Annotated in this window: 18 protein-coding genes; 13 read left to right on the top strand and 5 right to left on the bottom strand. The window is 67.9% G+C overall.

What is annotated here, in order from left to right; translation table 11 throughout:
- The first annotated feature begins 138 nt into the window (after positions 1 to 138).
- The 9 genes from ACT3SZ_RS13250 (at position 139) to ACT3SZ_RS13210 (ending at position 13,651) form a co-directional block, all read left to right on the top strand.
- A complete protein-coding gene (locus tag ACT3SZ_RS13250) occupies positions 139 to 1,773 on the top strand; it encodes a peptide ABC transporter substrate-binding protein (RefSeq protein WP_444619340.1) in 1,635 nt (544 codons plus the stop codon).
- 2 nt (positions 1,774 to 1,775) lie between these two features.
- The gene (locus tag ACT3SZ_RS13245) at positions 1,776 to 2,702 is read left to right on the top strand and encodes an ABC transporter permease (RefSeq protein WP_444619368.1); all 927 of its coding nucleotides are present in this window, start codon (positions 1,776 to 1,778) and stop codon (positions 2,700 to 2,702) included.
- Positions 2,695 to 3,636 carry an ABC transporter permease gene (locus ACT3SZ_RS13240; RefSeq protein ID WP_444619338.1) on the top strand — a complete coding sequence of 314 codons (942 nt, stop codon included), beginning with the start codon at positions 2,695 to 2,697 and terminating at the stop codon, positions 3,634 to 3,636. The genes ACT3SZ_RS13245 and ACT3SZ_RS13240 overlap by 8 nt, the downstream gene beginning before the upstream one ends.
- Entirely contained in the window at positions 3,633 to 5,321 is a 1,689-nt protein-coding gene (locus ACT3SZ_RS13235; RefSeq protein WP_444619336.1) for a dipeptide ABC transporter ATP-binding protein, read from the top strand. The genes ACT3SZ_RS13240 and ACT3SZ_RS13235 overlap by 4 nt, the downstream gene beginning before the upstream one ends.
- Before the next feature lie 100 nt (positions 5,322 to 5,421).
- Entirely contained in the window at positions 5,422 to 6,168 is a 747-nt protein-coding gene (locus tag ACT3SZ_RS13230; RefSeq protein WP_444619335.1) for an AAA family ATPase, read from the top strand.
- Positions 6,169 to 6,387: 219 nt separating this feature from the next.
- Entirely contained in the window at positions 6,388 to 7,902 is a 1,515-nt protein-coding gene (gene prpD, locus ACT3SZ_RS13225; protein ID WP_444619333.1) for a 2-methylcitrate dehydratase PrpD, read from the top strand.
- On the top strand, positions 7,903 to 8,817 hold the full coding sequence (gene prpB / locus ACT3SZ_RS13220) for a methylisocitrate lyase (RefSeq protein ID WP_444619332.1): 915 nt from the start codon (positions 7,903 to 7,905) through the stop codon (positions 8,815 to 8,817). It begins immediately after the preceding gene.
- A 38-nt stretch (positions 8,818 to 8,855) separates the two neighbouring features.
- The gene (locus ACT3SZ_RS13215; RefSeq protein ID WP_444619330.1) at positions 8,856 to 10,016 is read left to right on the top strand and encodes a bifunctional 2-methylcitrate synthase/citrate synthase; all 1,161 of its coding nucleotides are present in this window, start codon (positions 8,856 to 8,858) and stop codon (positions 10,014 to 10,016) included.
- A 176-nt stretch (positions 10,017 to 10,192) separates the two neighbouring features.
- Positions 10,193 to 13,651, top strand: coding sequence for a pyruvate carboxylase (locus ACT3SZ_RS13210; protein ID WP_444619328.1), 3,459 nt, complete (start codon positions 10,193 to 10,195; stop codon positions 13,649 to 13,651).
- On the opposite strand, the gene ACT3SZ_RS13205 is transcribed toward ACT3SZ_RS13210, so the two are convergent.
- Positions 13,638 to 14,096 carry an Lrp/AsnC family transcriptional regulator gene (locus ACT3SZ_RS13205; RefSeq protein WP_444619326.1) on the bottom strand — a complete coding sequence of 153 codons (459 nt, stop codon included), beginning with the start codon at positions 14,094 to 14,096 and terminating at the stop codon, positions 13,638 to 13,640. The two genes, ACT3SZ_RS13210 and ACT3SZ_RS13205, sit on opposite strands and share 14 nt — an antisense overlap.
- Before the next feature lie 83 nt (positions 14,097 to 14,179).
- Between ACT3SZ_RS13205 and ACT3SZ_RS13200 the strand changes: the two genes are divergently transcribed.
- Entirely contained in the window at positions 14,180 to 14,833 is a 654-nt protein-coding gene (locus tag ACT3SZ_RS13200) for a LysE family translocator (protein ID WP_444619324.1), read from the top strand.
- On the opposite strand, the gene purB is transcribed toward ACT3SZ_RS13200, so the two are convergent.
- Positions 14,830 to 16,260 carry an adenylosuccinate lyase gene (gene purB, locus ACT3SZ_RS13195; protein WP_444619322.1) on the bottom strand — a complete coding sequence of 477 codons (1,431 nt, stop codon included), beginning with the start codon at positions 16,258 to 16,260 and terminating at the stop codon, positions 14,830 to 14,832. The two genes, ACT3SZ_RS13200 and purB, sit on opposite strands and share 4 nt — an antisense overlap.
- Before the next feature lie 167 nt (positions 16,261 to 16,427).
- Between purB and ACT3SZ_RS13190 the strand changes: the two genes are divergently transcribed.
- Complete coding sequence (locus tag ACT3SZ_RS13190; RefSeq protein ID WP_444619321.1) at positions 16,428 to 17,465, top strand: ABC transporter substrate-binding protein; 1,038 nt, start codon at positions 16,428 to 16,430, stop codon at positions 17,463 to 17,465.
- Positions 17,466 to 17,484: 19 nt separating this feature from the next.
- Here ACT3SZ_RS13190 and ACT3SZ_RS13185 read toward each other — a convergent pair whose 3' ends face one another.
- Genes ACT3SZ_RS13185 through purD form a run of 3 tightly spaced genes read right to left on the bottom strand, consistent with a single transcriptional unit; the run spans position 17,485 to position 20,413 of the window.
- Positions 17,485 to 18,339 (bottom strand): Fpg/Nei family DNA glycosylase, encoded by an 855-nt coding sequence (locus tag ACT3SZ_RS13185; protein WP_444619319.1) that lies wholly within the window; start codon positions 18,337 to 18,339, stop codon positions 17,485 to 17,487.
- 3 nt (positions 18,340 to 18,342) lie between these two features.
- Entirely contained in the window at positions 18,343 to 19,074 is a 732-nt protein-coding gene (locus tag ACT3SZ_RS13180) for a hypothetical protein (RefSeq protein ID WP_444619317.1), read from the bottom strand.
- 52 nt (positions 19,075 to 19,126) lie between these two features.
- Entirely contained in the window at positions 19,127 to 20,413 is a 1,287-nt protein-coding gene (gene purD / locus ACT3SZ_RS13175) for a phosphoribosylamine--glycine ligase (protein ID WP_444619315.1), read from the bottom strand.
- A 32-nt stretch (positions 20,414 to 20,445) separates the two neighbouring features.
- Here purD and ACT3SZ_RS13170 point away from each other — a divergent pair, with 32 nt between their 5' ends.
- Both ACT3SZ_RS13170 and ACT3SZ_RS13165 read left to right on the top strand, forming a co-directional pair.
- A complete protein-coding gene (locus tag ACT3SZ_RS13170) occupies positions 20,446 to 20,886 on the top strand; it encodes an HIT family protein (protein WP_444619313.1) in 441 nt (146 codons plus the stop codon).
- Positions 20,886 to 21,869, top strand: coding sequence for an esterase/lipase family protein (locus tag ACT3SZ_RS13165; RefSeq protein WP_444619312.1), 984 nt, complete (start codon positions 20,886 to 20,888; stop codon positions 21,867 to 21,869). Before ACT3SZ_RS13170 ends, ACT3SZ_RS13165 begins: the two co-directional genes overlap by 1 nt.
- Positions 21,870 to 21,994 lie beyond the last annotated feature (125 nt).

Raw genomic sequence — 21,994 nt, 5'->3', positions numbered from 1 at the left:
CCACGCGCGCCCGTGGCAACCACGACAACCACGGTGAGGCACGGCGGGAACAAGTTTCTGTTTCACCATGCGAGACGGCACAGTTTCACTAGAATTCATTTCTTGACGTTTCCTGTACACCTCACGAAAGTGCCATCAATGAGAATCCGACCCCGTCGGGCACTCGCGGCGACCCTCACCGGGCTCGCTCTAGTGCTCACCATGACGGCGTGTGTGCCGGACCGGGACGACATCCCGTCCGACTACATCACGTTCTTCGGCAGCGAACCACAGAATCCGCTGCTCACGACCAACACCAACGAAGTCAATGGTGGCGAGGTCCTCCGGACCATGTACACCGGCCTCGTCGCCTACACCCCGGAGGGCGAGCCCTACAACGCCGTGGCCGAGGAGATCGAGCCCAACGAGGACTCCTCCAGCTTCCACGTGACGTTGAAGGACGGCTGGGAGTTCACCAACGGTGAACCCGTCACCGCCGCCAGCTTCATCGACGCCTGGAACTTCGGTGCGGACTCCTCCAACGCCCAGCTCGGCGCGGACTTCTTCTCCGCGATCGAGGGCTACGACGAACTTGCCGCAGAAGGCTCCACCGCCACGGCGATGTCCGGACTCACCGAGGTCAACGACCACGAGTTCACCATCGACCTCTCCGCACCGGACGCCTCCTTCCCCACCCAGCTCGGCTACATCGCCTTCGCCCCGCTGCCGCAGGTGGCCTTCGAGGACATGGACGCCTTCGGCAATCACCCGATCGGCAATGGTCCCTATGAGTTCGACGGGGACGGCGCCTGGCAGCACAACGTGTCCATCACCCTGAAGGCCAACGAGACCTACGCCGGGGAGAACAAGGCGGAGAACCCCGGCATCGCTTTCAAGCACTACTCCGACTTGGCCACCGCCTACGCCGACCTGCAGTCCGGCGACCTGGACCACATGCGTGAGAATGTCGGCCCCCGGGCGATGCCCAGCTACCGGGCGGACTTCCCGGACAGCAACGACGACGCGCCCTACGCCGCCATCCAGAACTTCACCATCCCCGAGTACCTCCCCGGTTTCCAGACCGACGAGGAGGGCCGGCTGCGGCGTGCGGCGATCTCCATGGCCATCGACCGTGAGCTGATCATCGAGAAGCTCTTCTTCGACGGCCGGCAGATCGCCGAGGACTTCGGTGCCCCGACCCTGGAGGGCGGCATCGTCGACGTCCCCGGCAAGGAGGTCCTGACCTACCAGCCGGAGAAGGCGAAGGAGCTCTGGGAGCAGGCCAATGAGATCAACCCCTACAGCGGCGACACCTTCCAGATCGCCTACAACGCCGACGGCGGACACCAGCAGTGGGTCGAGGGCGTGACCAACAGCATCCGGCAGGTGCTGGGCATCAAGGCGTCCGGCAAGGCCTACCCCACCTTCCAGGCCCAGCGCGATGCGATCGTGAACCGCACGGTGGGCACCGCCTTCCGCTCCGGCTGGAACGCCGACTACCCGTCGATCTCGTCCTTCCTCGTCTCGAACTACCGCACCGGCGGCGGCTCGAACGACGGCGACTTCTCCGACCCGGAGTTCGACGACCTGCTGGCCAAGGCGTCCGCCTCCCCGGACTCCAGCGCGGCCCAGCCCTACTACGACCAGGCGCAGGCCGTCCTCATGCAGGACCTCCCTCAGATCCCGCTCTGGTACTACTCCGCAACCACGGCGTGGAACCCTGACCTGCACGGCGTGCAGACGAACTGGCAGGGAATGCCCGTCTACACCGACATCACGAAGGACGGTGAGTGACCGTGTGGTGGTACCTCGGTAAACGCCTGCTCCAGCTCATCCCCGTCTTCTTCGGGGCCACGTTCCTCATCTACGCGATGGTCTTCCTCATGCCGGGCGACCCGGTGCTCGCGCTGGCCGGCGACAAGGCCGCCGAGCCGGCCGTCCTCGACCAGATCCGCGCCGACTACAACCTGGACAAGCCCTTCCTCGTCCAGTACTTCCTCTTCATCGGCGGATTCTTCACCGGTGACATGGGCACGACCTTCTCCGGACGCGCCGTCACCGAAGTCCTCGCCGAGACCTTCCCGATCACCATCCGGCTGGCGCTGATGGCCCTGGTCATCGAGGCGGTCATGGGCATCGTCTTCGGCCTGATCGCCGGACTGCGCAAGGGCTCCTGGTTCGACTCGACCCTGCTGGTCGTGTCCCTGTTCATCATCGCCGTGCCGACCTTCGTCATCGGCTTCGTCGGCCAGTTCCTCTTCGGCATCAAGTGGGGCGTGGTCCCACCGACCGTGGGGTCGGACGGCTCGTTCAGCCGTCTGCTGCTTCCGGCGATCGTGCTGGGCATGGTCTCCTTCGCTTACGTCCTGCGGCTGACCCGCTCCGAGGTGGCGCAGAACCTGCGCGCCGACTTCGTGCGCACCGCCTCGGCCCGCGGGCTCTCCCGCGGCGTCGTGGTGCGTGACCACGTCCTGCGTAACTCGCTGGTCCCCGTCGTGACCTTCCTCGGAGCCGACCTCGCCGCCCTGATGGGCGGGGCGATCGTCACCGAGGGCATCTTCAACATCCACGGTGTCGGCGGACTGATCTTCCAGTCCGTCAGCATCGGTGAGGCCCCCACCGTGGTCAGTGTCGTGACGATCCTGGTGGTCATCTTCGTGGTGGCCAACCTGATCATCGACCTGCTCTACGCCCTGCTCGACCCGAGGATCCGATATGCCTGACATCCACAACCGCACTGAACGCTGGGTCGCCGAGGTCGCCACGGAAGACGTCCTGACCCGAGACCAGCTCCTCCCGGAGGACGCCCCGGCGGGCTTCTGGGGCACCGCCTGGCGCAATCTGAGGCGCCGTCCGATGTTCTGGATCTCCACGGTGATCATCCTCGCCGTCCTGCTCGTCGCCGCCTTCCCCGGACTGTTCACCTCCACCGACCCGACGACCGCCAACCTCGAGGACTCCCTCGAACCCGCGCGTGAGGGACACCCCTTCGGCTTCACCCAACAGGGCTACGACGTCTTCGCCCGCACCATCTACGGTGCCCAGGCGTCCGTGATCACCGGACTGGTGACCACCCTCGTCGTCGCGCTGCTCGGCGTGGTGGTCGGCGCCCTCGCCGGCTTCTTCGGCGGCTGGATCGACGCGGTGCTGTCCCGGCTCACCGACATCTTCTTCGCCGTGCCACTGCTGCTCGCCGCCATCGTGCTGATGCAGCTCTTCGACGTGCGCAATGTGTGGACGGTGGTGCTGGTGCTCTCCGCCTTCGGTTGGCCACAGATGGCCCGCATGGTCCGCGGCGCTGTGCTGCAGGCCAAGAACAATGAGTACGTGCAGGCGTCCCGCGCCCTGGGCCTGACCCGCGGCGCGATCCTGGTGCGCCACATCCTGCCGAACTGCCTCGCCCCGATCATCGTGATGATGACCACCAACCTGGGCATCTACATCGTCGCCGAGGCGACGTTGTCCTACCTCGGCGTCGGCCTGCCGCCGGACACCGTGTCCTGGGGCAACGACATCTCGACCGCACAGGACATCCTGCGTCTGTCCCCGGAGATCCTGTTCTACCCGGCCGGTGCCCTCGCGATCACCGTCCTCGGTTTCATCCTGCTGGGCGACACCCTCAAGGACGCCCTCGACCCGAAGGAGCGCACCCGATGAGCGACCAACCCCTGCTGTCCATGCGCGGTGTCGACATCGCCTTCGGCAGCACCAAGGACCCGAAACCCACCGTCTTCGGCTTCGACCTGGACATCTTCCCCGGTGAGACCGTGGCCGTGGTCGGCGAGTCCGGCTCCGGCAAGTCCACCAGCGCCATGAGCATCATGGGCCTGATGCCCGGCGACGGACACGTCACCGCCGGCACCATCACCTTCGAGGGCGAGGACATCACCCACGCCAGCCCGAAGCGCTTCACCGAACTGCGCGGCGACCACATCGGCCTGGTCCCCCAGGACCCGATGAGCAACCTCAACCCGGTGTGGACCATCGGCCACCACGTCAAGGAGGCGTTGAAGGCCAATAACATCGCCACCGGTTCCGCCGCGCACACCCGCGCCGTGGAACTGCTCGGCGAGGCCGGGTTGGACGACGCCGAACGTCGCATCAGCCAGTACCCGCACCAGTACTCCGGCGGCATGCGCCAGCGCGCACTGATCGCCTGCGGTCTGGCGGCGCGTCCGTCCCTGCTGATCGCCGACGAGCCCACGTCCGCCCTGGACGTGACCGTGCAACGCCAGATCCTCGACCACCTGCAGGGTCTGACCGAGGAACTCGGCACCGCCGTGCTGCTGATCACCCACGACCTGGGCCTGGCCGCCGAGCGTGCCGACCGCATCGTGGTGATGAGCCAGGGCCACGTGGTGGAATCCGGTCCCGCACTGGAGATCCTGCAGGATCCGCACCACCCCTACACCCGCAAGCTCGTCGCCGCGGCACCGTCGATCGGTGCGCGCCGCAGCGAGGTGCACGTCGCCGAGCCGTCCGGCACGTCCGGTGCGTCCAGCGCCAGCGGCGCGTCCGACGCGTCCGACGTGAATGCCGAAACCCCGCTGATCACGGTCGACAAGCTCCGCAAGGTCTTCCAGGTGCCCGGCGACAAGCCGTGGCGCAAGGAGGACTTCACCGCCGCGGACGACATCAACTTCTTCCTGCGCCGCGGACGCACCCTGGCGCTGGTCGGTGAGTCCGGCTCCGGCAAGTCCACCGTGGCCCAGATGGTGCTGGGGCTGCTCAAGCCCACCTCGGGCACCGTCACCTTCGACGGCACGGACGTCACCAACCTGGACCGCAAGTCCGAGCTGGAGTTCCGACGCCGCGTCCAGCCGGTGTTCCAGAACCCCTATGGTTCGGTCGACCCGATGTACTCGGTGTTCAACACCATCGCCGAGCCGCTGAAGATCCACGGCGTGGGGTCGAAGAAGGACCGCGAGAAGCGCGTGCGCGAACTCCTCGACCTCGTGGCGATGCCGCAGTCGATGATGTCGCGGTTCCCCGGCGAACTCTCCGGCGGTCAGCGCCAGCGCGTGGCCATCGCCCGCGCCATGGCGTTGGGCCCGGAGGCCCTGATCCTCGACGAAGCGGTCAGCGCCCTGGACGTGCTCGTGCAGTCGCAGGTCCTGGACCTGCTCAACCAACTGCAGCGCGACATGGGCCTGACCTACCTGTTCATCACCCACGACCTCGCGGTGGTCAAGCAGATCGCCGACGAGACGCTGGTGATGCAGCACGGCAGGATCGTGGAGCGCGGCGAGACCGACGACCTCTTCGACCACCCGCAGGAGGAGTACACCCGTCGACTGCTCGATTCGATCCCCGGTGGGTCAATCCCCCTGCACCAGGGGTGATCTGAAACCCTCTGAAGCGATCTGAAACCCCTCGCGGTTGTTGGTCCGGGGAGCCTGGACCGACAATCCCGTGGGGTTTCGTGTCGCTACGCTGGGGGCCATGGTCTACTACCCGCAGCGTCCCGCCCCGCTGCCCGTGCGCCGGATCGAGGAACTCGGGATCAACCCCGCTGCCAGGAACACCTGGCCGGCGGACATCCCGGCGGTACGCGAGGTGCTCGACCACGGACTGGACCTGCCGCAGCTCACCGTCCTGGTGGGCGAGAACGGTTCCGGCAAGTCCACCCTGGTCGAAGCCATCGCCGAGGCGTACGGGCTGAACCCCGAGGGCGGCACGCACCACTCGATGCACCACACGCAGCGCACCGAGTCCGGGCTCGCGGAGAACATGAAACTCATCCGTGAGGGCGGTGCACCGAAGAACGGGGTCTTCCTGCGCGCCGAGACGATGCACGGCCACCTGGCCTATCTCGACGACATCTCCCTAGACTCGGGACGCCCGGGACGCCCGGACCAGTTCAACTTCCAGAGCCACGGGGAGTCTTTCGTGGAGTTCGTCACCGGACGCGCGGGGATGCGGGGACTGTGGGTCTTCGACGAGGCGGAGTCCGCGCTCTCCTTCAACGGGTGCCTGCTGCTCCTGGCCCAGATCGCCGACCTGCTCGAACGCGGTTCCCAGGTGATCATGGCGACCCACTCGCCGCTGCTGGCGTCCGCCCCCGGGGCGATGATCCTCGAGCTCGACGAGACCGGTCTGCACCGCCGCGACTACGACGATCTGGCGCTGGTGCAGAACTGGCGCCGGTTCCTCGGCGACCCGGACAGCTACCTGCGCCACCTCTCCTGAGCCGCCTGACCCACTCCCCCCGCCACCGCGCATATCCAGTGAGGTACCGGACAACGCCGGGGGTGACGACACCGCGCCCGGCACGCACCCTTTCCGAAACAGAACATTTATCCCGGTATCCAGTGGCATAGTGGACGCGGAAACGATGTGTCGACTGTCACAGCACGCCCTGGGCCGGTCGGCGCGTCTCACACCGAGAGCCTCTAGGAGCCCCACCCCGTGGAGAAGCACACCGTCCGCGTCCACCCTTCCGCTGAAGAGTTCCCGAAGAAGGAGCACCTGGCCTGGAAGGTCGCCGAAGTCGCGGCCGACCCGGTGGCCGTCCCGCAGGACTCCGCCGACATGGCGGTCAACCGCATCATCGACAACGCTTCCGTCGCCGTGGCCTCCGTGCTGCGTCGTCCGCCGTCGACTGCGCGCTCCCAGGCGTTGAGCCACCCCTACTCCCCCGGTGCCACCGTTTTCGGCGTGCCCGGCACCTACTCCCCGGAGTGGGCGGCGTTGGCCAACGGCACCGCGGTGCGTGAGCTGGACTTCCACGACACCTTCCTCGCCGCGGAGTACTCCCACCCGGGCGACAACATCCCGCCGATCCTGGCCACCGCCCAGCACAAGGGTCTGTCCGGTGCGGAGCTCGTGCGCGGCATCGTCACGGGCTACGAGATCCAGGTCGACCTGGTCAAGGGCATCTGCCTGCACGAGCACAAGATCGACCACGTCGCCCACCTCGGCCCGTCCGTCGCCGCGGGCATCGGCACGCTACTGAAGCTCGACACCGAGACGATCTACCAGGCCATCGGCCAGGCGCTGCACACCACCACCGCCACCCGTCAGTCCCGCAAGGGCCTGATCAGCTCCTGGAAGGCCTTCGCCCCGGCATTCGCCGGCAAGATGGCCATCGAGTCGGTCGACCGCGCGATGCGCGGTGAGGGTGCCCCGTCCCCCATCTGGGAGGGCGAGGACGGCTTCATCGCCTGGATGCTGGACGGTAAGGACGCCAACTACACCGTGCCGCTTCCCGGCGCCGGTGAGGAGAAGCGCGGCATCCTGGACACCTACACCAAGCAGCACTCCGCGGAGTACCAGTCCCAGGCGCCGATCGACCTGGCCCGTCGCATGGGCTCGCAGCTGCGTGAGCAGGGCGTGGACCCGTCGCAGATCGAGTCCATCGTCCTGCACACCAGCCACCACACCCACTACGTGATCGGCACCGGCGCGAACGACCCGCAGAAGTTCGACCCGGACGCCTCCCGCGAGACCCTCGACCACTCGGTGATGTACATCTTCGCCGTGGCCCTGGAGGACGGCGACTGGCACCACGAGCACAGCTACTCCCCGGAGCGCGCGCACCGCGCCGAGACCATCGAGCTGTGGAACAAGATCTCCACCGTGGAGGACCCGGAGTGGACGCGCCGCTACCACTCCACCGACCCGGCCGAGAAGGCCTTCGGCGCCAAGGCCGTGATCACCCTGAAGGACGGCAGCGTCCTGGAGGACGAGCTGGCCGTCGCCAATGCCCACCCGCTGGGTGCGCACCCGTTCACCCGCGAGCAGTACATCGGCAAGTTCCGCACCCTGGCCGAGGGCCTGGTCGACGAGAAGGAGCAGGACCGCTTCCTCGAGGCCGCGACGAACACCCTGGAGCTCGGCGCCGGTGACCTCAACCAGCTCACCGTCACCTTCTCCGAGGACGTGCTGGCCCGCGCCCCGAAGATCACCGAGGGGCTGTTCTAAATGCCGGGCCTGTTCTCGAGCAACGTCACCCCCACCGAGCGGCGGAAGAAGTTCCGCGCGGGGCTGACGTCCGGCACGATTCAGCGCATCCCCGGGGCGTTCTCCCCGCTGGTCGCCCGTGCGATCCAGGAGGCCGGCCTCGACGGCGTGTACGTCTCCGGCGCCGTCGTCGCCGCTGACCTGGCGCTGCCGGACATCGGGTTGACCACGTTGACCGAGGTCGCCGGACGTTCCCGCCAGATTGCCCGCTCCACCGACCTGCCCGTCCTGGTGGACGCCGACACCGGCTTCGGCGAGCCGATGTCCGCCGCCCGCACCGTCAGCGAGCTGGAGGACGCCGGCGTTGCCGGCTGCCACCTGGAGGACCAGGTCAACCCGAAGCGCTGCGGTCACCTCGACGGCAAGGAAGTCGTGCCGACCGAGCTGATGCTGCGTCGGATCACCGCGGCGGTCAATGAGCGTCGCGATGACTCCTTCGTGATCTGCGCGCGCACCGACGCCGCCGGTGTCGAGGGCATCGACTCCGCCATCGAGCGGGCGAAGGCCTACGCCGATGCCGGTGCGGACCTGATCTTCACCGAGGCGCTGCACACCCCGGCGGACTTCGAGAAGTTCCGCGCCGCGGTCGACACCCCCCTGCTGGCGAATATGACCGAGTTCGGCAAGACCGAGCTGCTCAGCGCACAGACATTGCAGGACATCGGCTACAACGCGGTGATCTACCCGGTCACCACGCTGCGCATCGCGATGGGCCAGGTCGAGGCCGCCCTGTCCGACATCGCCGAGACCGGTACCCAGGCCGACTGGGTCGACCGGATGCAGCACCGCTCCCGCCTGTACGAGCTGCTGCGCTACGAGGAGTACAACGCCTTCGACAACGACGTGTTCACCTACACCCGTCCTGACGAGAACTAACGCGCCACCACCGTGCACCACCAGAAAGGACTTTCCCGATGAGCGAGAAGAACGCAGACACCACCCAGGAGATCCGCAAGGGCCTCAACGGCGTGGTCGTCGACTACACCGCCGTGTCCAAGGTCGTCCCGGAGACCAACTCCCTGACCTACCGCGGCTACCCCGTCCAGGAGCTTGTGGAGCACTGCAACTTCGAGGACGTCGCCTACCTGCTGTGGAATAAGGAACTGCCGACCTGGCGCGAGTACCAGGAGTTCGGCCAGCGCGAGCGCGCGCTGCGTCCGGTCACCCGTGGGCTGCTGGACCTCATCGCCTCCCTGCCGAAGACCGCCCACCCCATGGACGTCGTCCGCACGGCGGTGAGCTGGTTGGGCACGCAGGACGTGACCAATGAGGACAACAGTTCCGACACGGTGCGTCGCACCGGGGTGAGCCTGCTGGCGAAACTGCCGGCGATCATCGCCTACGACATGCGCCGGCGCCGCGGCCTGGAGTTCATCCCGCCGTCGCGGACCCGCGGGATCGCGTCGAACTTCCTGTACATGTGCTTCGGCGATGAGCCGGACTCCCCGGCCAACAACATGGACGACGTCAAGGCGTTCGACCAGTCGCTGATCCTGTACGCGGAGCACTCCTTCAACGCCTCCACCTTCACCGGACGCGTGATCACCTCCACCACCGCGGACGTGTACTCCGCGGTCACTGGTGCGATCGGCGCGCTCAAGGGCGCGCTGCACGGTGGGGCGAACGAGGCCGTGATGCACAACTTCCTCGAGGTCGACGACCCGGCGAAGGCCGAGGAGTGGGTGCTCGACAAGGCCGACAACAAGCAGAAGATCATGGGCTTCGGCCACCGCGTGTACAAGAAGGGCGACTCGCGGGTGCCGTCGATGGAGGCCGCGATGCGCCGCACCGCCGCCAACCACGACGGTGAGAAGTGGGTCCAGATGTACGACAACATGCAGGCCGCGATGGAGAAGCGCACCGGCATCCTGCCGAACCTGGACTTCCCCGCCGGGCCGACGTACCACATGCTCGGCATCGACATCCCGTTCTTTACGCCCATCTTCGTGATGGCACGCGTGGTGGGTTGGACGGCCCACATCGTGGAGCAGAACGAGTCCAATGCCCTGATCCGCCCGCTCAGTGCCTACAACGGTGAGGAGCAGCGCTCGGTCGAGGAGAATATCCGCGCCTGACCCGCTTTCCCCCTCCCGTACGCGCCCGCGTCGACGGTCCCCACCGTCGCCGCGGGCGCATCGCGTATCCCCCCTACCCTCTCGACAGTGGCGTAGATCACCAGTATTCTTTAGGTCTGGTCTGACCACACAGCACCAACTTGCCCCACCAGCCCCCTTCGGAAAGGACGCCTCACATGGCCGACTCCACGACCCTCGCCGACGCCAGCCCGCACTCGTTCTCCAAGATCCTCGTCGCCAACCGCGGCGAGATCGCCGTGCGCGCCTTCCGCGCCGCCTTCGAGACCGGCGCCACCACCGTGGCCGTCTACCCCCGCGAGGACCGGAACTCCTTCCACCGCTCCTTCGCCTCCGAAGCAGTGCGCATCGGTACCGACGACTCACCGGTCAAGGCCTACCTCAACATCGACGAGGTCATCCGCGCCGCCCTCGACACCGGCGCCGACGCGATCTACCCCGGCTACGGCTTCCTCTCCGAGAACGCCACCCTCGCCCGCCGCGCCGCCGAGGCCGGCCTGACCTTCATCGGTCCGGACCCCGAGACCCTCGACCTCACCGGCGACAAGTCCGCCGCCGTGGAAGCAGCCGAGAAGGCCGGCCTGCCGATCCTCGATGATTCCGCGCCCAGCGCCGACATCGACGAACTCGTCTCCTTCGCCGAAGGCCGCACCTACCCGCTGTTCGTCAAGGCCGTTGCTGGCGGCGGAGGACGCGGCATGCGCTTCGTCGGCTCCCCCGACGAGCTCGCCGCCCGCGCCGCCGAAGCCTCCCGCGAGGCCGAGGCCGCCTTCGGCGACGCCCGGGTCTACATCGAACGCGCCGTGATCAACCCGCAGCACATCGAGGTCCAGATCCTCGGCGACGGCACCGGCAATGTGGTGCACCTCTACGAGCGCGACTGCTCGCTGCAGCGTCGCCACCAGAAGGTCGTCGAGATCGCCCCGGCCCAGCACCTCGACCCGGAGTTGCGCGAGAAGATCTGCGCCGACGCCGTGCGTTTCTGCGAGTCGATCAACTACCGCGGTGCCGGCACCGTGGAATTCCTCGTCGACGAGGCCGGCAACCACGTGTTCATCGAGATGAACCCGCGCATCCAGGTCGAGCACACCGTCACCGAGGAAGTCACCCAGATCGACCTGGTCAAGTCCCAGATCCAGATCGCCGCCGGCGCAACCCTGGAAGACCTGGGCCTGCGCCAGGAGGACATCGTGACCCGCGGGGCGGCACTGCAGTGCCGCATCACCACCGAGGACCCGTCCAACGGTTTTCGCCCCGACACCGGCACCATCACCGCCTACCGCTCCCCGGGTGGCGCCGGTGTGCGCCTCGACGGCGCCGCCTCACTGGGCGGCGAGATCTCCGCGCACTTCGACTCGATGCTGGTGAAGATGACCTGCCGCGGAGCCGACTTCGCCCAGGCCGTGGCCCGCGCCCAGCGCGCCCTGGCGGAGTTCACCGTCTCCGGAGTGGCCACCAACATCGGTTTCCTGCGCGCGCTGCTGCGTGAGGACGACTTCCGCCACCACCGCATCGCCACGTCCTTCATCGCCGATCACCCGCACCTGCTCACCGCCCCGCCGGCCGACGACGAGGCCGGACGCCTGCTGGACTACCTCGCCGACGTCACCGTGAACCAGCCCAACGGGCCGCGTCCGACCGAGGTCGTGCCGCGGCGCAAGCTGCCCGAACTCGCCACCGGCAACGGTAAGGGCAAGGGCACCGACTCCGAGATCGCCCTGCCCACCGGCTCGCGCGACCGGCTGCTCGAACTCGGGCCCGCCGGCTTCGCCCGCCAGTTGCGCGAGGCAGATGCCCTGGGCGTCACCGACACCACCTTCCGCGATGCCCACCAGTCGCTGCTGGCCACCCGGGTGCGCACCAACCCGCTGGTCGACGCCGCCGAAGCCGTCGCCCAACTCACCCCCGAACTGCTGTCCGTGGAGGCCTGGGGCGGGGCCACGTTCGACGTGGCAATGCAGTTCTTGCACGAGGACCCCTGGGAACGCCTCGACAAGTTGCGCGCCGCGATGCCCAACACCAACATCCAGATGCTGCTGCGCGGGCGCAACACCGTGGGCTACACCCCCTACCCGGACTCGGTGTGCCGCTCCTTCGTCGCCGAGGCCGCCGCAGGCGGGGTGGACATCTTCCGCATCTTCGACGCCCTCAACGACATCGACCAGATGCGCACCGCCATCGACGCGGTCCTGGACACAGGCACCGCCGTCGCCGAAGTCGCCATGGCCTACTCCGGTGACCTCGCCGACCCGGCCGAGGACCTCTACACCCTGGACTACTACCTGCGACTGGCCGAGAAGATCGTCGACTCCGGCGCACACGTGCTGGCGATCAAGGACATGGCCGGGCTGCTGCGCCCCACCGCCGCGCACACCCTGGTCACCGCATTGCGCAAGAACTTCGACCTGCCCGTGCACCTGCACACCCACGACACCGCCGGCGGCCAGCTGGCGACCTACCTCGCCGCCGCCCACGCCGGCGTCGACGCCGTCGACGGTGCCGCTGCCTCCATGGCCGGCACCACTTCCCAGCCCTCGCTGTCGGCGATCGTCGCGGCGATGGCCCACTCCCCGCGCGACACCGGCATCTCGCTGGACGCGGTGAACTCACTCGAGCCCTACTGGGAGGCCGTGCGCGCGGTCTACGCCCCCTTCGAGTCCGGACTCGCCGGCCCGACCGGACGGGTGTACACCCACGAGATCCCCGGCGGGCAGCTGTCCAACCTGCGCACCCAGGCCACCGCGCTGGGGCTGGGCGATCGCTTCGAACTCATCGAGGACGCCTACGCCGAGGTCAACAACCTGCTCGGCCGGCCCACCAAGGTCACCCCCTCGTCCAAGGTCGTCGGCGACCTCGCCCTGCACCTCGTCGGTGCCGGGGTGTCGGTAGCCGACTTCGCCGCCGACCCGCAGCGCTACGACATCCCCGCCTCGGTGATCGCTTTCCTGCGCGGCGAGCTGGGCACCCCGCCCGGCGGGTGGCCCGAACCGCTGCGCACCCGCGCGCTGGAAGGACGCGGCGACACCGCCTCACGCACCGTCGAGGTGCCCGACGACGAGGCCGCACTGCTCGACGCCGGGACGTCCGACCAGCGCCGCGGCGCGCTGAGCCGCCTGCTGTTCACCAAGGAGGCCAAGGGCTTCGCCGAGCACAAGCGCACCTTCGGTGACGTGTCGATCCTCACCGACCGCCAGTTCCTCTACGGCCTCGTCGAGGGCGAGGAGACCGTGGTGCGTATCAACAACAACCCGCCGATGGTGGTGCGCCTGGATGCCGTCGGCGAGCCCGACGACAAGGGCATGCGCCAGGTCGTGTGCACCGTCAACGGGCAGATCCGTCCGATGCGGGTGCGTGACCGCTCGGTGGAGTCGGTCACCGCTGCTGCGGAGAAGGCCGACCCGAGCGTGGACGGTCACGTCGCCGCACCCTTCGCCGGTGTGGTCACCGTCAATGCGTCTGTCGGCGATTCGGTGGAGGCTGGCGACGCGGTCGCGGTGATCGAGGCGATGAAGATGGAGGCCACCATCACCGCCCCGGTGGCCGGCAAGGTCACGCGCGTGGTGATGAGTCAGCCGACGAAGGTCGAGGGCGGCGACCTCCTCGTCACCGTGGAGTAGGACCCCTGGTCCCGTCCACGACGCGCTTCATCACCATGGTGGAGTTCAACCGCTCGACACCCGGGAGGGTGCCGAGCACCGCGTCGTAAAGCTCCTGGTAGCCGGCAAGGTCCCGGGTGAGCGTGCGCAGGATGAAGTCGGTCTCCCCGAACAACCGTTCCGCGGAGACGATGGCCGGTTCGCGGGCGACGGCCTCCTCGAAGGCGGCGACCGTGGCCTGGTCCGTGCGCCCCATCGTCACCATGACCAGCGCCTCGAAGGTCAGTCCGAGGGCCTCCGGGTCGACCGCGGCATGGTAGCCACGGATCACCCCACTGCCCTCCAGATCGCGCAGGCGACGGTGGCAGGTCGACACACTCAACCGCGCCTGCTCGGCGAGGTCGGTGACGCTCATCCTCCCGTCCTGCTGAAGCAGTGAGATAATTTTTCGGTCCACGGCATCCATGCCGAAGATTATCCCACAGCAGCGCGGTTGAGCGCCGAAACTTCGAAACACATTTCAAGCGACCTGCAATAAACTTTCACCCCATGGAAGCCTCACTAGTCCTGCAGTTCGCCGCCACCGCCGCCCTCCTGACGATGATGCCTGGTGCGGACTGGGCCTACGTCATCAGCGCCGGCCCGCGCGGCAAGTCGGTGGCCCCGCCCGTGCTCGGACTCGCCAGCGGCTACGTCCTGCTCGTCGCCGTCATCGCCGTGGGCGTCGGCGCGCTGGTCTCCTCACATCCGGACGTCCTGAGCGTGCTCACCCTGGTCGGCGCCTGCTACATCACCTACCTGGGCGTGAGCACGCTGCTGAGCCTGCGCGCCGGCGGCGGCGCAGTGACGGCCGCCGGCAGCGGGGCGTCCGACGCGCCCCTTGCGTCCTCCCCCGGAACCACCGACCTGAGCCTGTATCTGCGCGGCATGGGGGTCAGCGGCATCAACCCGAAGGCGATGATGCTGCTGCTCGCCCTGCTGCCCCAGTACCTCACGCCGGACGGATGGAGTTCCGCGGCGCAGACCGGACTACTCGGGAGCATCTTCATCGCCGAGGTCCTGGTGGTCTACTTCATCGTGGCGGTCTTCGCGCGCAGCGTGCTCACCGGGCGACCCCGCCTGAACACCGTGGTGACGGCGTTCTCCGGGATCCTGCTGACCGGCTTCGGGGCGTGGATGCTGCTGGACGTTCTCGCGCTCTAGAGAATCTCGTCCGGGCGGTACGCCGCGGCAGTCGGGTGAGCCGCCACCAGCGCATTAACGCGGGAAAGAACGCGGGCGACCTGGTCCTCGGCCGCGCCGATGAAGGCGTGCCGGTCGGCGAGCGCAGCGTCCAACGCGTCCTCGTCCAACGGCAGTCGCGCGTCCGCGGCGAGACGCTGGACCAGATCCTGGTCGCCGCCGTTCTCACGCATGTTCAGCGCCACGGCCACGGCATTCTCCTTGATGACCTCGTGGGCGGTCTCGCGGCCCACGCCGGCACGGACGGCGGCCATGAGGATGCGGGTCGTCGCCAGGAACGGCAGGTAACGCTCCAGCTCACGGTCGATCATCGCGGGGAAGGCGCCGAACTCGTCGAGGACGGTGAGGAAGGTCTCGCACATGCCGTCGAAGGCGAAGAAAGCGTCCGGCAGTGCCACGCGGCGCACCACCGAGCAGAACACGTCGCCCTCGTTCCACTGCGAGCCGGCGAGGTCGGAGGCCATGGTCATGTAGCCGCGCAGGATGATCTGCAGGCCGCCGACGCGCTCACACGAGCGCGCGTTCATCTTGTGCGGCATCGCCGAGGAACCGACCTGCCCCTCCTTGAAACCCTCCGTGACCGTCTCGTTGCCGGCCATCAGACGGATCGTCATCGACAGCGACGACATCGACGCACCCAGCTCCACCAGGGCGGACACCGCGTCGAAGTCGAGGGAGCGGGGGTAGACCTGGCCGACGGAGTCGAAGATGCGGGCGAAGCCGAGCTCATCGGCGATGGTGCGCTCCAGGGCGGCGAGCTTGGCGGCGTCCCCACCGAGCAGGTCGAGCATGTCCTGGCTGGTGCCCATCGGGCCCTTCACACCACGCAGCGGGTAACGGTCCAGCAGGTTCTCGATCCGCTCAATACCGACCATGAGCTCGTCGGCGGCGGAGGCGAAGCGCTTGCCCAGCGTGGTGGCCTGCGCCGCGACGTTGTGCGAGCGTCCGGCCATGACCAAGGACTTGTAGGCGCCTGCGTGACGTCCGATCTGCGCGAGCACGGCGATGGCCTTGTCGCGGGCGATGGTCAGCGACCGGTGGATCTGCAGCTGCTCGACGTTCTCGGTGAGGTCGCGGCTGGTCATGCCCTTGTGGATGTCCTCGTGGCCCGCCAGGGCGTTGAACTCCTCGATGCGTGCCTTCACATCATGGCGGGTGACCTTCTCCCGCTCGGCGATGGACGCCAGGTCGATGGTGCCGATGACCCGCTCGTAGTCGGCGATCGCCGCACCGTCGATGTCGACACCGAGGTTCTTCTGCGCCTTCATCACCGCGATCCACAGGCGGCGCTCCATGAGGATCTTGTCCTCCGGGCTCCAGATGCCGGTGAGTTCAGCGGAGGCGTAGCGGTTCGCCAGGACATTCGAGATCTTCTTTTTGTCAGCCACGGCAACCAGTATCCCATACCCGCGGTGCGGAAGAGACCCCGCAACCAGTCGCGTGAGGACGAACCGGGGCCGATTCTGTCATGCGCGTTGTTCCCGGCCGACAGAATCGGCCCTGGTTCTTACGGGAACCCTGCCGCTCGCTACTAAAGTGACGCTATCCTTAACTCGTGAAGATCATTCGCGCGTGCAGCGCAGCCCTGATTCCGGCCCTCGTCGCCGGCCTGGCCTTAACTTCCTGTTCCTCTGATGCCGCCGACAGCGCAGACAGCACAGACACAGATACCCAAGCAGCCTCCTCGGAAGCTTTCCCCCTCACCGTGGACCACTTCCGCGGCACGACCGAGATCGAACAAGCGCCTCAACGCATCATCGCGCTCGACAACGCTTTCCTGGACTACGCGGTAGACCTCGGCGGGACGGTCGTCGGTGTCTCCGACATCGGCGCGGACCTTGTTCCGTCCTACCTCGACGACGAGCAGGCGGCACGCGCGACGAACGTGGAGTCGGTCGGTGACATCTCCGAACCGCAGCTGGAGAAGATCGCCGCGCTGAACCCTGATCTCATCCTCTCGTCCGACGTCCGGCACGCCCAGTACTACGACCAGCTGGAGGAGATCGCCCCCACCATCTTCAGCGAGGACACCGGCGACACGTGGCAGGAGAACTACCTGCTCACGGGTGAGGCCCTCGGAAAGGCCGACGAGGCCCGCGAGCGGCTCGACGCGATCACAGAGCGCGCAGGACGCATCGGCGATCGCGTCCGCGACGCCGACAGCGCCAGTGACGGCGACGGCGACGGCGTGCCGGACGTCAGCGTGGTGCGGATCAAGGACGAGAACACGATCAGGCTGTACGGCGAGGACACGTTCTCCGGTTCGGTCCTGGCGATGGTCGGGCTGCCCCGTCCGGCCAACCAAGAGTCCGGCTACCCCGGTCAGGACTACGGGATGTACGTGGTCTCGCGGGAGAACCTGGACCAGGCCGAGGCCAACCTCCTGCTCGTCGCAGTGCCAGAAGAAGGCACCGCGAAGGCGGCGGAGTGGGCGGCAATCTCGGACGCTGTCCTCGACACCGCCACGTGGAAGGCCTTCGCCGGACGCAAGGTCGATGTCGACGAAGGGACATGGATGACCTCGGTCAGTCCGATCGGTGCCGACCACATCCTCACCGACGTCGCCGATATCTTCGACGTCGACGGCGAGTGACCCGGTACATCAGAACCGGCTACCGCCCCGCCTGGCACACCGGGCACCAGTAGATCTTGCGCGCGGCCATCTCCCCCAGCTCCACCGGCGTGCCGCACACCAAGCACGGCAGGCCGGCGCGACGGTAGACGTACACTTCGCCGCCGTGGTCGTCCTTGCGCGGCTCGCGCCCCATCGCCTCCGGGGTATGCTCGTCGCGCACCGTGTCGATCCGGCCGTGTTCCAGCCCGTAGTCCATGAGTACGACCATGTCGTCCCAGATGTCCGAGAGCTCGCCCTCGCTCAGCGACGATCCCGGCAGCGTGGGGTCGATGCCGGCGCGGAACAGTGCCTCGGTGCGGTAGATGCTGCCCACCCCGGCGTACATCGACTGGTCCATCAGCAGCGCGCCGATCGGTTTCGACGAGCGCCGCGTGCGCGCGAACGCGCGCTGCCGCTTCTCCTCGTTCAGGACGGCGTCCGGCGTCGTCGCGTCGACGGGTCGCAGCGGGTCGACGCCGAGCTTCGCCAACGCAGCGTCCTCCTCCGCCGGTCCGACGACGACGCAGCGCTGCGGGCCACGCAGGTCGGCGGCAACGTCCCCGTCGTCGATGCGCAGGCGCACCTGGCCGCGGGGTTCGGCGAATGGTTCGAGCGTGAAGGTCCCGATCAGGCCAAGGTGGATGTGGATGATCCGGGCGTCCGGCGTGGAGGGGTCGCCGAAGTGCAGGAAGAGGTGTTTTCCCCATGCCTCGGCACCGGCGAAGAGATGTCCGTCGAGCGCGGCGGCCTCGGTGGCGAAGCGTCCCTGCGGGGAGGAGACGTTGACGGGCCGTCCGGCGAATCGGGTGGTGAGTTCGTCGGCGAGCCGGTGGATCACATGGCCTTCAGGCATCGGTCACTTCGCGTCCGGGTCAGTGCCGCGGATCCGGTCGACCTGGCGGTCGGCGAGATCCATGAGAATCTGGGGTTCGTCGATACCGCTGGCATCGACTCGGAAGGCCACGCCGTCGACGGTGCCGACGACCACCGAGAGCGGGTTGTCGCCTTGCTCCGAATCCGCGTCATTGACCACGGTGATCACGTGGACGTTCTCGGCACCGAGGATCTCGGCGTCGGTGGCGTCCGCCTGGAAGTTCACCGTCGGACGCTCAGGTTCCAGCTCCGAACGCTGTGTGAAGGACTCGCACTCCGACAGATCGTCCGGCAATGCCATCCCAGTGTTCTCCGGGTCGGTGGAGATCATCGCGTTGACCACACCGGGGTTCGAGTCCTCCTGCGGGAGGAATCCGGCCGCGGCGGTGGTGTCGGGGTTGTCGTAGAGCTCCGCGAGCATCGAGACCACGGATGGGGCAATGGACGCACACTGCTCGGGGTCGGTGACCACGGCGTTGGCGGCGTCCAGCAGTTCGGACATGTCGTCGTCGTTGCCATCCTCGAAGACTTCGGCCGCGTCGCTCCACTCCCAGCCGGCGGGGGTGTCGGAGTCGGTGAGCATCATGTCCGCCGGGTCGCCCGACGTGGCGTCACCGGAGTCGGACTCACTGTCGGACGAGCACGCGGCCGCACCGAGCAGGAGGCCTGCCGTGGTGACGGCCGCGCAGGTGCGGCGGAGAGTTCTGTTGATCATCCGTCCAGACTATCCGCTCGCCCTTTACAGAACAGTGACGGCTACCGACCGGCTACTGTCCCGGCACCGCGATGCGTCCCTCGACCGCGGCGAGGCCGATGTCGGTGCGGAAGTGCCCGCCGGGCAGCGAGACCTTGTCCAGTTCGGCGTAGGCGGCGGCGCGGGCGCCCTCCAGCGTCGCACCGGTGCCGATGACGTTCAGGACGCGGCCTCCGGCGGAGACCAGCGTCCCGTCCTGCCCTGCGGCAACGCCGGCGGCGCGGATGCCGCGGGCCTCGTCGCCGGCGGCGGCACCGGAGATCTCCACGCCCGTGACCGGGGTGCCCGGGTAGTTCTCCGCGGCGAGCACGACGGTGACCGCGTAGCCGTCCTTCCACTGCAGGGCGGGCAGTTCGGCGAGGGTGCCGGTGGCGACCGCATTGAGCACGCCGCCGAGCGGGGTGGTCAGCAGGTCGAGGACGGCCTGGGTCTCCGGGTCACCGAAGCGGCAGTTGAACTCGACCACGGCGGGGCCGTCGGCACCCCAGGCCAGGCCGGCGTAGAGCAGCCCGGAGAACGGGCAGCCCTCCTTCACCATCTGCGCGGCGACGGGGGCGACGACCTCGTCGACGATGGTCTGCACACCGTCCTGCGGCAGCCACGGCAGCGGCGTGTAGGCGCCCATGCCGCCAGTGTTGGGACCTTCGTCGTTGTCGCCGACGCGCTTGTGGTCCTGCGCGGGCAGCAGCGGGACCACGGTCTCCCCGTCGACCAGGCAGAACAGCGACACCTCCGGGCCGTCGAGGAAGCTCTCCAGCAGCACCGGGTTACCGGCGGCGTGCACGTGGCGCACGTGCTCGAACGCCTCCTCCCGATCGGGGGTGACCACGACGCCCTTGCCGCCTGCGAGCCCATCGTCCTTCACGACCCACGTCGGGCCGAAACGGTCGACGGCCGCGGCGATCTCGTCGGACGAGGCGCCCGGCAGTACGGATTCCGCGTGGGCGGTCTTCACGCCGGCGGACGCCATGATCTCCTTGGCGAAAGCCTTCGAGCCCTCGATGCGCGCGGCGGCAGCCGAGGGGCCGAAGACCGGGAACCCGGCCTCACGCAGCGCATCGCCGACGCCGGCGACCAGGGGGATCTCCGGGCCGACGATGACCAGGTCCGCGGTGAGTTCCCGGGCGAGGGAAACGACGGCCTCCCCGTCGTCGGCCTTGAGGCCGGGGTGCAGCGTGGCAACACCGGCCAGGCCGGGGTTGCCGGGTGCGACGTGCACCTCGCTGACCTCGGGATCAGTGGACAGTGAGTAGGCCAGGGCGTGTTCGCGGGCTCCATTGCCGATGACGAGTGTGCGCATGGCTGACCAGTTTAGCCGCTACGATCGACGCCATGTCTTCCGTATTCAGCAGCATCATCTCCGGCGACCTCCCCGGCCGGTTCGTCTACCGTGACGAGACCGTGGCGGCGTTCCTCACCATCGAGCCCGTGGCCTACGGCCACACCCTGGTCGTGCCGGTGGAAGAGGTCGACCGGTGGACCGACCTGGAGCCCGCACTGTGGGCTCACCTCAACGAGGTCGCCCAGCATGTGGGCGCGGCAATCGTGGACACCTTCGACGTACCGCGCGCCGGCTACCTCATCGCCGGCTTCGAGGTCCCCCACGCCCACATCCACGTATTCCCGGCCTCCGACATGTCCGGCTACGACCTCTCCAACGCCCTGGGCATGGGCGACACCGACGCCGACAAGATGGACGAGGCGGCGGAGAAGATCCGTGCGGGGCTGCGGGCACGCGGCGTCGATACCGGTTCGGACGTCAGCGCAGACTGATGGAGGACGAGATCGAAGCCATCGCCAAGGCGATCGCCGAAGCGGAGGAGGAGGCCCAGCAAGCACAGCAGGGCCAGTTCCTGGAGGCTCCCGGGAAGGCGCTGCTCAATCAGCTCTCCCAGTTCACCGATGGTGTGCGCAATACCCTGGAGTTCCCCTCCCGGCTGCTGCCACGCACCCCGCAGCTGCCAGGGGGGTCAACCACTCTGCCGATTGGCGCGCGCCAGTACACGGTGGGTTTCGTCGACGACCTCTGGCACGCCCGCCCCACCGAGGAACACCCGTATCCGGTGGTATTGCTGCACGGCACGATCTCGTCGAAGAATGCGTGGCAGAACCTCGTGGTCTCCCTGCGTGACAAGGGGTGGGTGGTGTTCGCGCCGGACTACGGGGTGCACGGCACGCAAGACGTGATCACCTCGGCGAAGGACATCGCCGCCTACATCGACCAGGTCTTCGCCGCCACCGGGGCGGAGAAGATCGACATCGTCGGACACTCCCAGGGTGGTCTGATCGCCCGCTACTGGATCAACGAGATGGGCGGTGCCGACCGGATCCACCACCTGGTCACGCTCTCTTCCCCGCACCACGGCACCACGGTGCGCGGGCTGATGGCCTCGGTGATTACCGCCAGCGAGACCACCGTGCGCGTGGCCGAGACGGTGATCAGCAAGATGATGGGTCCGGCAGGACTGCAGCAGGTGGTGGGTTCGCCGCTGATCGACACGATGACGACCGCGCCGGAGACCCGCCCAGGGATCCGGTACTCCTGCCTGGCCACCCGCAATGACACCACCGTGGTCCCCTATGAGACCGCGTTCTTGGAGCCGGACTCCGGCGATGGCGAGGGTGGCCCCGCACGGGTGTGGAATGCGTTCCTGCAGGACCAGGGGGTCAGCCGGGTGCGTCACGATGAGATGCCCGCGCACCCGGAGGTCCAGGAACTGGTGGTGAAGATCCTGGAGGAGGGGCTGCGCGACTGAGGTCGCGCGGGGGACGCAGGGGACGCTGGGGCACAGGGGACAGGGACACGGGGCCTTCTGTACGCAACTCGCCCACCCCCTTGCTTACCCGGTAACTTACCCGGTAACCTCAGGGGAACTTACCG

Origin of the sequence: Corynebacterium sp. AOP40-9SA-29 (assembly GCF_052377405.1) — a bacterium.
In the GTDB taxonomy this organism is placed as follows: domain Bacteria; phylum Actinomycetota; class Actinomycetes; order Mycobacteriales; family Mycobacteriaceae; genus Corynebacterium.
The sequence above is the reverse complement of the archived record's forward strand: the minus strand, read 5'-3'. Positions and strand labels throughout refer to the sequence as shown.